This is a genomic window from Sphingomonas sp. DBB INV C78 (genome assembly GCF_042693015.1).
GTDB lineage: Bacteria > Pseudomonadota > Alphaproteobacteria > Sphingomonadales > Sphingomonadaceae > Sphingomonas_E.
The window spans coordinates 2622832-2636416 of sequence record NZ_CP170544.1 but is presented as its reverse complement, the minus strand read 5'-3'; the positions used below and the strand labels follow the sequence as shown (position 1 = coordinate 2636416).

At 63.2% G+C, this 13585-nt stretch carries 14 protein-coding genes and 1 tRNA gene; 7 read left to right on the top strand and 8 right to left on the bottom strand.

Annotation, left to right across the window (positions count from 1 at the left end; genetic code table 11):
• The first annotated feature begins 9 nt into the window (after positions 1 to 9).
• Positions 10 to 750, top strand: a complete 741-nt coding sequence (locus ACFB49_RS12450; RefSeq protein WP_380871447.1) for an esterase/lipase family protein — start codon at positions 10 to 12, stop codon at positions 748 to 750.
• Here ACFB49_RS12450 and ACFB49_RS12445 read toward each other — a convergent pair.
• Positions 747 to 1136, bottom strand: coding sequence for an acyl-CoA thioesterase (locus tag ACFB49_RS12445; protein ID WP_380871445.1), 390 nt, complete (start codon positions 1134 to 1136; stop codon positions 747 to 749). The genes ACFB49_RS12450 and ACFB49_RS12445 overlap by 4 nt on opposite strands.
• Entirely contained in the window at positions 1136 to 3184 is a 2049-nt protein-coding gene (locus ACFB49_RS12440; RefSeq protein ID WP_380871443.1) for a S9 family peptidase, read from the bottom strand. Before ACFB49_RS12440 ends, ACFB49_RS12445 begins: the two co-directional genes overlap by 1 nt.
• Before the next feature lie 74 nt (positions 3185 to 3258).
• On the opposite strand from ACFB49_RS12440, the gene ACFB49_RS12435 reads away from it, so the two are divergent.
• Entirely contained in the window at positions 3259 to 5040 is a 1782-nt protein-coding gene (locus tag ACFB49_RS12435) for an aminopeptidase P family protein (protein WP_380871440.1), read from the top strand.
• Positions 5041 to 5057: 17 nt separating this feature from the next.
• Positions 5058 to 5666, top strand: coding sequence for a glutathione peroxidase (locus ACFB49_RS12430; protein WP_380871438.1), 609 nt, complete (start codon positions 5058 to 5060; stop codon positions 5664 to 5666).
• 10 nt (positions 5667 to 5676) lie between these two features.
• On the opposite strand, the gene ACFB49_RS12425 is transcribed toward ACFB49_RS12430, so the two are convergent.
• Complete coding sequence (locus ACFB49_RS12425; protein ID WP_380871435.1) at positions 5677 to 5811, bottom strand: hypothetical protein; 135 nt, start codon at positions 5809 to 5811, stop codon at positions 5677 to 5679.
• Positions 5812 to 5907: 96 nt separating this feature from the next.
• Here ACFB49_RS12425 and ACFB49_RS12420 point away from each other — a divergent pair.
• The 3 genes from ACFB49_RS12420 to ACFB49_RS12410 all read left to right on the top strand — a co-directional run bounded on the left by ACFB49_RS12420 (position 5908) and on the right by ACFB49_RS12410 (position 7196).
• Positions 5908 to 5982: transfer RNA gene (locus ACFB49_RS12420), tRNA-Thr, on the top strand.
• A gap of 263 nt (positions 5983 to 6245) precedes the next feature.
• The gene (locus tag ACFB49_RS12415) at positions 6246 to 6899 is read left to right on the top strand and encodes a peptidylprolyl isomerase (protein ID WP_380871433.1); all 654 of its coding nucleotides are present in this window, start codon (positions 6246 to 6248) and stop codon (positions 6897 to 6899) included.
• Between the two features lie 21 nt (positions 6900 to 6920).
• Entirely contained in the window at positions 6921 to 7196 is a 276-nt protein-coding gene (locus ACFB49_RS12410; protein ID WP_380871431.1) for an acylphosphatase, read from the top strand.
• A gap of 366 nt (positions 7197 to 7562) precedes the next feature.
• Here the strand turns inward: ACFB49_RS12410 and ACFB49_RS12405 are convergent, their stop codons facing one another.
• From ACFB49_RS12405 to ACFB49_RS12395, 3 genes are all read right to left on the bottom strand, one after another.
• The gene (locus ACFB49_RS12405; protein WP_380871429.1) at positions 7563 to 7961 is read right to left on the bottom strand and encodes a PRC-barrel domain-containing protein; all 399 of its coding nucleotides are present in this window, start codon (positions 7959 to 7961) and stop codon (positions 7563 to 7565) included.
• Between the two features lie 2 nt (positions 7962 to 7963).
• A complete protein-coding gene (locus ACFB49_RS12400; protein ID WP_380871427.1) occupies positions 7964 to 8260 on the bottom strand; it encodes a hypothetical protein in 297 nt (98 codons plus the stop codon).
• A 221-nt stretch (positions 8261 to 8481) separates the two neighbouring features.
• Entirely contained in the window at positions 8482 to 9093 is a 612-nt protein-coding gene (locus ACFB49_RS12395) for a TetR/AcrR family transcriptional regulator (protein ID WP_380871425.1), read from the bottom strand.
• Between the two features lie 124 nt (positions 9094 to 9217).
• Here ACFB49_RS12395 and ACFB49_RS12390 point away from each other — a divergent pair, with 124 nt between their 5' ends.
• On the top strand, positions 9218 to 9964 hold the full coding sequence (locus tag ACFB49_RS12390; RefSeq protein WP_380871423.1) for an SDR family oxidoreductase: 747 nt from the start codon (positions 9218 to 9220) through the stop codon (positions 9962 to 9964).
• A 45-nt stretch (positions 9965 to 10009) separates the two neighbouring features.
• On the opposite strand, the gene ACFB49_RS12385 is transcribed toward ACFB49_RS12390, so the two are convergent.
• Together ACFB49_RS12385 and ACFB49_RS12380 are read right to left on the bottom strand one after the other, a co-directional pair.
• Positions 10010 to 12376 carry a TonB-dependent receptor gene (locus ACFB49_RS12385; RefSeq protein WP_380871421.1) on the bottom strand — a complete coding sequence of 789 codons (2367 nt, stop codon included), beginning with the start codon at positions 12374 to 12376 and terminating at the stop codon, positions 10010 to 10012.
• A 92-nt stretch (positions 12377 to 12468) separates the two neighbouring features.
• A complete protein-coding gene (locus tag ACFB49_RS12380; protein WP_380879952.1) occupies positions 12469 to 13497 on the bottom strand; it encodes a metallophosphoesterase family protein in 1029 nt (342 codons plus the stop codon).
• Between the last annotated feature and the right edge of the window lie 88 nt (positions 13498 to 13585).

The window sequence follows — 13585 nt, the reverse complement described above, 5'->3', positions numbered from 1 at the left end:
CTTCAGGCGATGCACTACGTTGTCATCGCCATGTCACAGACGCTTCATCATCCCGTCACAGCGCCGGCCGCCGACAGCGGCGTGCCCCCGCTGCTGCGCTTTCTGGCGGAAGGCCAGGCGCTGGTCTCGCGCCCCTTCACCGCCCAGGCCGCGCGCCGGATCGCCGCGACCCATCAAGGAGACGGCCGCGCGGTGATGGTGATCCCCGGCTTCATGGCGCGGGACATCTTCACGCTGCGACTGCGCAAGATGCTCGAGATCGCCGGTTATTCGCCGCACGGCTGGGGCCTGGGCATGAATCGGGGCGCCACCTCGGATCTTCTGGAGCGCCTCTCGGACCGACTAGACCGGATCGCCACTCGCGAAGGCACGCCGATTTCGATCATCGGCTGGAGCCTCGGCGGTCTTTATGCGCGCGAGCTTGCCAAGCTCCGTCCCGATCTGGTTGATCGCGTCATCACGCTCGGCAGCCCCTTTTCCGGCGATCCGCGCGCCAACCGCGCGTGGAAGCTTTACGAGTTCGTCAATCGCCATCCGGTTGATCGGCCGCCGCTGGAGGTTGAACTGTCCCGCAAGCCGCCGATGAAGACCTTTGCCTTGTGGTCGGCAAATGACGGCATCGTCGCGCCGGCCTGCGCGCGCGGGCTGCCGCACGAAACGGACAGTCATGTTCAGGTCGATTGCCGGCACATGGACTTCGTGTCCTCGCCGGCCGCCATTCGCGCCATTTTGGATGCATTGAAGGCCTAAGCCAGAAACGGCTCCGCGACCTCTTTCGGCACGCGCAGCGGCTTGCCTGTCGCTTTGTCGATGATCGCCCATGTGGTGCGGGCGCGGACATGCGGCTTGCCGTCCTCCCCGACGAATTCCACCATGCGATCGAAGCGCGCGCCCTTTGGCGGATCGGGAATCCAGGTGTGCGCGGTGGCGCTCTCGCCGGGGCCGAGGGCACGCAGATAATCGATCTCGTGCCGGGTCACGACCCAGATATAGGCATCGACATGGGCCGGATCGGCCACGGCAACCCAATGCGCCGTGGCCACATCCTGAATCCACCGCACCCATACCGCATTGTTCACATGGCCGAGTTCGTCGATGTCCTCGGACTGCGCGGTGAAGGCGAGGGTGAAGGTCATCAGCTTGCGCCCACCTGCGTCAGGATGAAGGCGTAGGCTTCGGCATCTTCGTGGAGGCTTTCGAACCGGCCGGATTTGCCGCCATGACCCGCGCCCATATTGGTCTTGAGCAGCAGCGTCTTGTCATTGGTTTTCGTGGCCCGCAGCTTTGCCGCCCACTTGGCCGGCTCCCAATAAGTGACACGCGGATCGTTGAGGCCGCCGGTGATCAGCATCGGCGGGTAGGCTTGCGCGCTGACATTGTCATAGGGGCTATAGCTCAGGATCAGATCGAACGCGGCCGGATCGGTGATCGGGTTGCCCCATTCGGGCCATTCGCCGGGCGTCAGCGGCAGCGTGTCGTCCAGCATGGTATTGAGCACATCGACGAAAGGCACGTCGGCCACCACCGCCCCCCAGAGCTGCGGATCGGTATTCGTGACGACGCCCATCAGCTCCCCGCCGGCCGAGCCGCCGTTGATCGCGATATTGCCGGCCTTGGTGAAATCGGCGGCGATCAGCCCCTTCGCCGCGTCGACGAAGTCGTGGAAGGTGTTCCAGCGCTTCTCCGCCTTGCCGTCGAGATACCAGCGATAGCCGAGATCGTCGCCGCCGCGGATATGGGCGATCGCAAAGGCGAAGCCGCGGTCGAGCATGCTCAGCCTGAGCGTTGAGAAGCTTGGCGGATAGGCGAAGCCATAGGCGCCATAGGCGTAGAGATAGAGCTTGCCCTCGCCATTCTTCACGAAATCGCGGCGATAGACGACGGAGACGGGCACCTTGGTCCCGTCGCGCGCGTCGACCATCAGGCGTTCCGTGGCGTAGAGCGACGGATCATAGCCTGAAGGAATCTCCTGCACCTTGAGCGTGGTGAGCGTGCCCGCCGCCGGATCGAAATCGAACACGGTATTCGGCGTCACCATCGAGCTGTAGACGAGCCGATAGGCCGGAGGATCGAACTCGGGGTTGGCCGCCAGGCTCGCGGTATAGCTGGCCTCCGGGAAGGGAATGCGGCTTTCCTCGCCGTCATAGGTGCGCAGCCGGATCTGATCGAGGCCGTCCTCCCGCTCCTGAATGACGAGATGCTTCGCGAAGCTGGTGACGCTGCGCAGATAATGGCGGTCCGATCCGGCAATCACCTCGGTCCAGTCGCCCGGATTGTCCGGTGTCGCCTTGGCCAGCCGGAAATTCACATGCTCGTCATTGGTGAGGATCCACAGCCTGCCATGGGCGCTGTCGACCGAATATTGGCGCTTCACCTTGCGCGGGCTGACCAACAGCGGCACCGCGGCCGGATCGGCAGTGGGCAGCAGGCGGACCTCGCTGGTTTCATGGTCGCCGGTCGCGACGACGATCCATTGGCGATCCTGGGTGTGGCCGAGCGCGACGCGGAAGCCCTCATCGCTTTCCTCATACAGCGTCACATCGCTTACGGGGTCGCTCCCCAGAATGTGCAGACGGGCGCGATAGGTGCGCCAATTGTCATTCACCTCGGTATAGGCGAGCGCCTTCGAATCTGCGCTCCACACCACCGCGCCATTGGCGACGACGGTCACGGTCTCGATATCCTCGCCAGTCGCCAGATCGCGGATACGGAGCGTGAAGCGTTCCGCGCCATTATCGTCGGCCGACCATGCGGCGAGGCGCCCATCGGGACTTACCTCCAGCGCCTGTAGCCGGAAATATTCCTTGCCCTCGGCTTCCGCGGGTTCATCAAGGATGAGCTGTTCGTCGCCGCCGGATGCTGGTTTGCGATACCATAACCGATATTGCGCGCCGGGTTTGAACGCCCACCAATAGACCCAATCGCCGTCCCGCTGCGGCACGCCGGCATCGTCTTCCTTGATGCGGCCCTTCATCTCCTGGAACAGCGTGTCGATCAGCTCCGCATGAGGCTGCATAGCCGCTTCGAACCAGGCGTTCTCCTCGTTGAGGTAGGAGAGGATCTCCGCATCGTCGACCTTGGGGTAAGTGGGATCGCGAAGCCACGCATAGGGATCTTCCACCGACCGCCCATGAAAGGAAAAACTGTGCGGTTTCAACGCTGCGATGGGCGGTTGGGCGGTCATCAACATCCTCTTAACTAGCATCAGGCGGCCGGACGGCCTATTTAGGCAGCTTAGAGATAGAAGGCCCGGTGTTGATGTCCACCTACGAAGATAGATTGAAGGCGCTCCGTGAGGAGCTGGCGAAGCGGAAGCTGGACGGGTTCGTGGTTCCGCTGACCGATGAGCATATGAGCGAATATGTGGGCGCTTATGCTCAGCGGCTCGCATGGCTGACGGGTTTCCAGGGTTCTGCCGGATCGGCAGTCGTCCTGCCGGCCGAAGCCGCGATATTCGTGGACGGGCGCTATACGCTCCAGGTGCGCGAGCAGGTCGACGGGGCGCACTGGAGCTACCAGTCGGTCCCGCAGACCAGCATCGCCGAATGGCTGAAGGAGCATGCGCCACAGGGTGGACGGATCGGCTATGATCCCTGGCTTCACACCCGCGGTTGGGTGAAGGCGGCACGCGCCGCGCTCGCCGAAAAGGGCGCCGAGCTGGTGGCCGTCGATACCAATCCGGTCGATGCCGTGTGGCCGGACCGCCCGGATCCCTCCAAGGCGCGGCTGATCGTTCACGCGGACACGGTGGCTGGTAAGTCTTCAGCGGCCAAGCGGCAGGATGTTGCGGATTGGCTTGCCGCAAGAAAGGCCGATGCCGTCGTCGTCTCGGCGCTCGATTCGCTTGCCTGGCTGCTCAATGTTCGCGGCGAGGATGTCGAGCGCACGCCGGTTGCACTGGCTTATGCCATAGTCCAGTCAGACGGCACCGCCGACCTGTTCGTGGCCCCAGAAAAGCTCGGCGATGATGTCGCCAAGCATCTTGGGAACGCCGTCCGCCGTCACCCGCGCAATGCCTTTGCCGGCTTCCTGTCCGAACTCGGCGGCAAGACCGTTGCAGTCGATCCGGAACGTGCTGTCGCCGCGATCTTCGAAACGCTCGACACGGCTGGTGCGAAAGTGGTGGAGGCGCGCGATCCGACGGTCCTCGCCAAGGCAGTGAAGAATGAAGCCGAGGTCAGCGGACACCGTTCCGCTCAGCTTCGCGACGGTGCGGCGCTGGTGCGCTTCCTGCATTGGCTCTCGGTTGAAGCGCCCAAGGGCGGGCTGACCGAGCTTGCCGCATCCGACAAGCTGGAAGAGTTCCGCCGCGGCACTGGCCTGCTTCGCGATCTTTCGTTCGACACGATCTCGGGTGCCGGCCCCAACGGCGCGGTGGTCCATTATCGCGTGACCGAGCAAACCAATCGCACGATCGAACTCAACTCGCTCTTCCTGGTCGATTCGGGCGGACAGTATGAGGACGGGACGACCGACGTGACCCGCACGGTCGCCGTCGGCATGCCGACTGCGGAAATGAAGGATCGCTTCACCCGCGTGCTGCGCGGCCATGTCGCGCTTGCCCGTGCCGTCTTCCCGGTGGGAACACGGGGCGGCCAGCTCGATGTCCTCGCCCGCCAGTTCCTGTGGGAAGCTGGCGTCGATTACGCCCACGGCACCGGCCACGGCGTCGGCAGCTATCTTTCGGTTCATGAAGGGCCGCAGCGGATCGCGACCTTCGGCGGCGGTGACGAGCCGCTGCAGGCCGGAATGTTCCTGTCCAACGAACCGGGCTATTACAAGTCCGGCGAATATGGCATCCGTATCGAGAATCTTGTTCTTGTAGAGGCGCGTGAAATAGCGGGCGCGGAACGCGAGATGCTGGGCTTCGAGACGCTCACCTTCGCTCCCATCGACCGCGAGCTGATCGACGTGGGCGTGCTTTCGCCCGCGGAACGCGCCTGGATCGACGGCTATCATGCCGCGGTTCGCGAACGTATCGGCCCGCAACTCGAAGGCGAGGCAAAGGCGTGGCTCGACAGCGTCACGCGGCCCCTGTGATCGAGGGACGGACGATTATGCGAAACAAGTGGACCCTGGGCGCCGCCGCGGCGATCACCGTAAGTGCGATGGGGGCGGTGGTTTATGCCCAGTTTCCCAGCGTTCCCGATACGCCGCCGATGGCGACCAACGAGGCAGCCAAACGCGTCGCCTGGGATTTCAAGCTGACCGCGATCGACGGCGCGCCGATGCCAATGTCGAAGTTCAAGGGCGAGGTGGTGTTGCTGGTCAACACCGCCAGCATGTGCGGCTTCACCCCCCAATATGAAGGCCTGCAGAAGGTGCAGGACACCTATGCCAAGCAGGGCTTCACGGTGCTGGGTGTGCCTTCGGGCAACTTTAAGGGCCAGGAATATGGCTCGAATGGCGAGATTGCCGCTTTCTGCAAATCGAAGGCGGTGAAGTTCCCGCTTGCGGAAAAATCCGATGTTGTGGGGCCGTCGGCGCTGCCGATCTATCGTTGGGCAGCCACCAAGCTGGGCGCGCAGAATACGCCGAAGTGGAATTTCCACAAATATCTGATCGGCCGGGACGGCAGGCTGATCGCGGCCTTTGGCACGCGCACCCCGCCGACCGACCCTAAGGTCACCTCCGCGATCGAGGCGGCGTTGAAGACCAAGGCCTGATCGGACGCACTTAATCCGTCTTGTCTTCAACCGGCGCGTCGACCTTGCGGTCGTCGCGTTCGCGTTCCTGCGCCTTGCGACGGCGCAGGTTGGCGCGCAGCGCCTCCGCCAGCCGTTGCGCGCGTTCGGGATTATCCTTGGACATCTTTTTCCTCTGGAGGCGAAGTTCCGTGTCGGCAAGCCTTGACGCGGGTTCGCGCATTCTCCATAGGCGCGCCTCTAACGCGGTTCCGACCGTCGTGCTGCCGTAGCTCAGTGGTAGAGCGCATCCTTGGTAAGGCTGAGGTCGCGAGTTCAATCCTCGCCGGCAGCACCATTTTTCTCTCAGTTTCGAAAAGAGTGAGACGACCCTTCGGGGGCCGTTGCGACGCCTGTCGCGGGCAAAAATAGACGGCGGCAGCTTGGGGCTACCGCCGTCAGTAAGGAAGGCCCCCCAGCACTTCCTTGGGTCGCAGGGTGGCTCTAGCAGCGCAGGGTGCGGCTGGCGGTGATGTGAGTCACACGGCCAACATTTTGTATGTCGCTTCCGATGGCGAAGAACGCGTGGTCGGTGCCGGTGGCGGACGATAGGTTGGCGCCATGTTGAATCGATTCGCACCCCTTTCGCTTGTCTCGCTTGCGGTCCTGATCGTCGTCGCCCCGGCTTCGGCGCAGTCCGAAGCGCCGCCACCGCCGGCACCAGCGAGTGAGGCTCCCGCGCCGAAACCAGCCACGGTGAAGGTCAGCCTGCAAACCAGCGAAGGGCTGATCATATTGGAACTGGAGAAGGAGCGGGCGCCGATCACGACCGCCAATTTCCTGCGATATGTCGATCAGAAGCGGTGGGATGGCGCCAACTTCTACCGCTCGGCCAAGGTGGCACCCGGCTTCGGGCTTATCCAGGGGGGCGTGCGTAACAACCCGTCGAAGGTGTTGCCGCCGATCGCGCACGAGCCGACGACGCAGACGCATCTGACCCATGACGAGGGTGCGATCTCGATGGCGCGCGCTGCGCCCGGTTCGGCCGCGGGGGACTTCTTCATCACGATCGGATCGATCCCGTCGATGGATGCGACACCCGATCAGCCGGGCGACAATCTCGGTTTCGCGGTGTTCGGGCATGTCGTGCAGGGGATGGATCTCGTCCACCGCATCCTTGATGCGCCGACGTCGCCGACCGAGGGGGAGGGCGCCATGAAGGGGCAGATCCTGCTCGTGCCGGTGCGCATCATCACCGCGCGACGGATGGACTGAACCTGCCCGCAGGAGGCGGCGATGATCTATCGCAAGCTCAGAATCCGGGGGCGCGTTCAGGGCGTCTATTATCGCGGTTGGTCTGTAGAGACGGCGCGCTCGCTGGGTCTGAGCGGCTGGGTTCGCAATCGCCGCGACGGCAGTGTTGAGGCGCTGGTGGCGGGCGAAGTGGAAGTGGTGGCGCGCTTTGTCGAACTGTGCCGGAGGGGGCCCGCGGCTGCCCGCGTCGAAAACATTGAGGAAGTAGATGTCGCCGCGGAGCCGTTGGATGGCTTTCGGCAATTGCCCACGGAGTAGGCGCCGAGTCGCAGTCGTTCGCCGTCGTGTCCGAAACGACTACCTCCTTGCAGGTGAAGCGCTTGTCGGTTCGACTTCGGTTCGCCGCAGGCGCCTTTCAATAGATCTGTGGTTGCCTACTATGGCTGCACAGGGGCCTCGCGACGGAGGGCTTTGGTGTGGCCGGAATGACTGCCGAATTCTGCGACCTGCGCGCATTGGAGGAGTTGAATGCGTCCGAGCGCGCCACTTGCCCGGAGGCGGCCGCGGCCCACCGACAACTGGCACGGGAGTTTGCGATTAAGGCGCAATTGCTTCGCGCGGACGAGCAAACAGAGGCGGCTCCTCAGGGAGTGTTCCGGTGGGAGTCAAGCGCGCTCGGTTAGATCACCAATAGGGTACCGATCCATAAGGCCCGTAATAGCCGAAAATCTGCTCGCCATAATTGATGTGGCTGGGGCCGCCGAGTTCGGCGAGTTCGTACCGATCGTAATGCGGGGCGGCCAGTAGCGTCGCGCGATCGAGCGGAACCACATATCCGCCGCGTTCGGGATCATAATCGAGTAGAGACCAGGGAATGGGGTGGAATTTTTCCCCGATCCCCAGAAAGCCGCCGAACGACATCACCACGTAGATCACTCGACCGCTGACGCGCTCGATCGAAAGGTCATAGACATGGCCGATCTTTTCACCGGTCGTGCTGAACACTTGGGTGTCCAGCACGCGGTTCGAGAGGATCAGGCGATGGTCGCTATCTTCCGGCGGCGTGTCCGCTGGCTCCGTCATCTTCAGTCCCTCACATAGACTCGGCGACCGCGATTATCGACATAATAGCGGTTGCCGTCACGATCGCGATGATAGCTGCGATCCTTGTCGGCTGTGATGGCACCGATCGCGGCACCGCCCACCGCGCCGACGGCAGCACCCTCGCCGACGCTGAGGCCGGGGATCACGGCGCCGGCCACGGCACCACCGGCGCCGCCGATCGCCGCGCCGCGGCCAGCCCCGCGCAGGGTGGGATCGCTGGTGGTACAGGCACTGACCGAACCAATCAGAAGCAACGCTACAACCATATTCCGGGGCATGACAAACCTCATCCTACGATACTGATATCGGGACTAACGCCTGTGTTTCGAGAAGGTTCGATGGGGCTGAAACCCAGAAACCGGAAAGCCCCGTCGCGATCGGCGGCGGGGCTCCCTGAGGTCTTGGTAGAGACACTCGTTTACACTCAATCATGCGATCTGAGTGCAATCCAACAACAAGCGGGGGCCGATCCGGTTCCGCCAATGTTGGAAATATCCTTTCAGTCGGTGGCGACGATGCCGTGGAGGACGATGCGGGTGATATCGTCGATCAGGGCATCTGTGGCGGGGGTCGAGCCGATCAGCAGGCGGGACAGCACGGCACCGATCGTGACGTCGTAGAAGGCGTCTGGATCGACATCGGCGCGGATCATGCCCTTTGCCTTGCCTTCGTCGACGATGCGCTTCATGTCGCGCCGCGCGGCGGATTCGATGGGATGCTGCAATTCGCGGCGGAGCGCGGGATCGCGCTGGATGGCGGCGAAGAGGCCGAGGCTCGCGGCGCTGATGTCGGCCAACTGGTAACGATGATAGACCTGCGCGACGAGTGCGCGGACTTCGCCGGCAATGCCTTCGCGTGCGGTGACGTCGATGAAATGCACGTCCTCGCTCTCATTGGCGATGCTGCTGAGCAGATGCGCCTTCGTGGGCCAGCGCCGATAGATGGTGGCGCGGGTGACGCCGGTCACCTGCGCGATCGCGTCGAAGGTCAGCGCTTCGATCCCGCCCTCCCGGAGCAGCCGCCGGCCGGCCGCCACGATCGTCGCGTCCGTCTCCGGCTTGCGCGGACGGCCACGTCCGCGGGGCGGCGCGGGCGGTGGAGAGGCCGTCATCCAAGATCCTTGAGCATCATCGTCGCGATCCTATGCACGGGGTATCGTTATTCGTCATCCGGCGAATTGCCCGTTGCGGCTCCTTTGGCCTAACAGACCAGACATGGAGAATGCCTTGCCCCCGATGCCATCTCGCCCCGCGGCGCTCGTTACAGGCGCAGGGCGGCGCATAGGCCGCGCCATCGTGCTCAAGCTCGCCACAGCGGGCTGGGACGTCGCGATACATTGCGGGCATGCCGTGGACGAGGCGAGGGCGGTCGCGCAAGAAGCGGAGGCGCTGGGCGTCTGGACCGTGGTGCTGCCGGCCGAACTTTCGGACGAGGCCGCCGTGCGCAGCATCATTCCCGCTGCGACGGAGACGCTCGGCCGATTGAGCTTGCTGGTCAACAACGCATCGGCCTTCGACGATGATCGGTTCGGTGGGCTCGACCGGGGGCAATGGGATCATCATTTCGCTGTCAACCTGCGGGCGCCGATCGTGCTGGCCGAAGCCTTTGCCGCGCAGGCCGAGGCGGGCGCCGCGATCGTCAATCTGCTGGACCAAAGGGTGCTGCGTCCCAATCCTACCTATTTTTCCTATGCGCTCACCAAATCGGCGCTGTCGACGGCAACGCAGATGATGGCGCAGGCGCTGGCTCCCGCGATCCGCGTCAATGCGGTCGCGCCCGGCCCCGTGCTGGCAAATTGCCATCAGCAGGGCGACGAGTTCGAACGGGAGGTTGCCGGCACGCTGCTGGGCCGATCGAGCCCTCCCGAAGAGATTGCCGATGCGGTGCTGTTCTTGGCGACCGCTCCGTCGGTGACGGGGCAGGTTATCGCGGTAGATTCCGGGCAGCATCTCGGTTGGCAGACACCGGATCAACTGATCTGAAAGTTCAGGCCGGCGCACGCTGAAAGTGCGCCGGCCCTGGACGGATTAGAACTTCACCTGAAGATCGATGCCGTAGGTGCGGCCCATATCGGGGACGATCACCTGGTTGATGACGGTCGGGCCGAAGGTGGCGCGATCGACGTCGAACAGGTTCTTGCCCCAGGCCGAGATACCGATCTCGGTGCCGCCGATCGGCAGGTTGGCGATGCCGATGCGGGCGTCGGTCAGGATGAACTTCTTCGAATAAGCCAGCTCATCGACGGCATCATTGCCGGTCGGGAAGGCCGTGAGCGGCGTACCCGAGCGGTAGCGGTTGTCGATGTTGACGTAAAAATTGCCGCCGCTGGGCAGTTCGTAGAAATCATACTGGCCGCCGAAACGTGCCGTCCATTTCGGTGTGTAGATGACGTTGATTATGTCGGAAACGTCCGCGCCGTTCTGGAGATATTCCTGATACTTGACGTTGGTGTAGCTGAAGTTCGCGTCGATCGTCAGGCCATCGACCGGCACCGCCTGGAATTCGCCTTCAAGGCCCCAGATGCGAGCCTTGCCGGCATTTTCGAAGCGCTGCACGCCGCCGACGAAGGTCTGGATCTGGAGATCCTTATAGTCCGAATAATAAGCCGCGAAATTGGCGCGCAGGCGGTTGTCGAACAGCTGCGACTTCAGGCCGAGTTCGTAGGAGACCAGCGATTCCGGCCCGTAAGGCTGGGCGCCGAGAATGCCGCCGGCGACATAGCCGCTGGCGATCTTCGCATAGGTGGTGATGTCGTCATTGGGCTTGTAGGTGATGATGCCCGTGTAGTTCAGCTTCTCATAGCTGGTCTTGTAGGTTCGACCGGGTTCAAGACCGCCGCCTTGCGATGCTTCGGTGACGCTGATCAAGTCGGTCGCGCGATCGTCGATCGTGTAACGAAGGCCCAGCGCGAAATCGAGCTTGTCGTTGGCGTGCCAGGTGAGCTGGCCATAGCCCGCCATGGAGTCGTTGACCGCGCGCGTTTCGGTGACGCCGCTGCCGAAGACATTGTCGAACGGCGTGGGAATGACGACGCCGTTGGCGATCGGCTGGAAGATGCCGAGCACGTCGGTCGCCGGCGAATTTTCGTGGAAGTAGAAGACGCCGGAGGTGAGATCGAAGCTATCCCAGTTGAAGATGAACTGGGCTTCCTGGCTGAACTGCTTCTGCTTGGTCTCACGCGCCGTCATCAGCGTGAAGAAGCTGTCGTTCGGTCCGGGGGCGTTGGCGGGATCGAAGATGCCCGCGATATTGCCGGCGAGAAGGTTGCCCAACTGCGCCGCCGTGAACTTCAGGCCACCCGACGAACCGAGATCGTAGATGTTCGGCTTCTGGTGGAACTTGCGATAGGCGGTGATGCTCTTGACCGTCAGGATGTCGCTGACACCCCATTCCACGGTGACGTTATGGCCTTCGACGGTGAGTGGTTCGACGCTGGTCGCGTTGGCGACGGCGTCGAGCCGCTTGCTGCCAAGGTTGGTGATGCCACCAAAAGCGGGCTGGAAGGCGAGGATCGCACCAGCAAGCGCGCCGGTCGCGTCGCCCGTCGGGCCGAGCAACTGCACGGCGCGGCCGGTCGTCTTGCTGTCGGTATAATCGAAGCGATAGTCGATCGTCAGATCATCGGAAGCCTGGAGCCGCGCGGCGACCTGGACGGCGTCGACATTCTTGTAGCCGAGCTTGTTGGCATATTTCAGCACGCCGAATTCCGGCCGGCGCAAGCGCAGGTCGATCGTCTTGCCGCCGATCAGATTGTCGGTGTCGCCGTCGAACTGATCATGCAGGTAGGAGATCTTGACGCTGAGCGGTCCGAGTGCGGGCAGATCGAGCACGGTGCGCGCGCGGAACGCATCATAATTGCCATAAGAAATCTGCTGACGGACGCCGAACTCGCCGCTGGGCGCGGCCGAGATGAGGCTGATCGCGCCGCCGGTCGAGTTGCGGCCGAACAGCGTGCCCTGCGGACCGCGCAGCACTTCGACGCGGGCCAGATCGGCGAGGTCGAAGATCGCGCCGACCGAGCGGCCGATATAGACGCCATCGAGATAGATGCCGACCTTGGGATCGACCGCGTTGTTCGACGTGCCCGAGGTGATGCCGCGCACCTGCACGGTCGGGATCGAGGCGATACCCTGCGTCGTGATCTGAAGGCTGGGCGCATAGCCGCTCAAATTCTGGACGTTGACGACGCGGGCATTGTCCAGTGCTTCCGATCCCAGTGCGGTGACGGCGACGGGGACGTTCTGAAGATTTTCCTCGCGGCGCTGCGCGGTGACGACGATGTCTTCCAGGCCGCCGGCGGCGTCGGTCGCCCCTTGGTCGGCGGCGTCCTGGGCATGAGCGGGCGCCGCGGTAAGCGCGAGCGCGGATACAGCCGCCAGATAGGTAAATTTCATATGTGATCCTCTCCTGAAGCCAATTGATGGACGCCGGTTCTTCCGGCTTGTTGTGATGTTCGGATGCGACGTGTTCTGGTTGCGAGGTTCGGTCAGCGCGCGAGCGTCTGGCCGCTCTGGCCCGTGCGATCGAGCAGGCCGTTGAGCTTGATGAGGGCGACGTCGGGCTCCTTGTCACGGAGCGTCACCCAGGCGATGTGATCCATTTCGCCCGGGCCGTGCTGATGCGAGATCGCGCCGGCGGTGCCCATGCTGATATAATCGCGGCCGTTGCGCAGTTCGTGCGCGTAATAATGATTGTGGCCGGCGATGACGGTGTAGGGGCGGCCCTGCAGCGCCTGTTCGATCTTCGCGAATTCCGCGGAATCGAGCTTCCAGGCGGGCTTGTGCATCAGCACGAAGGTCCAGCGGACCTGGCTGTGATCGGCGAGCGTCTTGAGCGCGAAATCGACCTGTTTCTGGCTGAAGCGGGCGAGCGAAAGCGCCGCCATTTCGGGATCGGTGGTGTTGCCCTTGGCGCGATCGGCATTCACGCCGCCGAGATATTGGGCGAGCGCCTTTTCGGTTGCGACCGGATCTTTCTTCATCCCCGCGGCCATCTGGCGGAACTGTGCCCCCATCGCCGCCGGCATATCGCGGGGCGGATCTTCGGTATCGAGCACCAGGAACAGGACGTTCTTGTAGACGAATTGATAATAGGGTTCGCCGCGCTTGGCCTTCCAGGCGGACAGCATCATCTCATTACCGAGATCATGATTGCCGGCGACATAGATAAAGGGCGCGCGGAGTTTGCCGATGGCGCTTTCCATCTCGCCCCATTCGCGCGCGAGTTCGGCGGCGTCGCCGGTATAGCCCTCGATCAGATCGCCCACATTGATCAGGAATTCGGGCTGCAGCAGATCGACTTGCGCGATGGCTTGTTCGAACACGCCGGGCCGTGCGAGACCGGTGCGGTCACCGATCACCGCGAAGCGCAGAGCCTGCGGATACTCCTTCGGGGCCTTGGTCCACGGCGTCTGGGCGCCGCTAACGCCGCCTTGGAAGCCGCCGTCGGCGGGGGCAGCCACTGCCGCGGATGCGGCGAGCGTGCCAGAAACAGCCAATATACGCAAAACGGCCATCATGGAAAAATGGCGGAACGCTTTGCGCAACACTCTCCGGGGTTCGAACATGCAAATGCTCGCTCTTTATTATTGGACCTCGTGTATC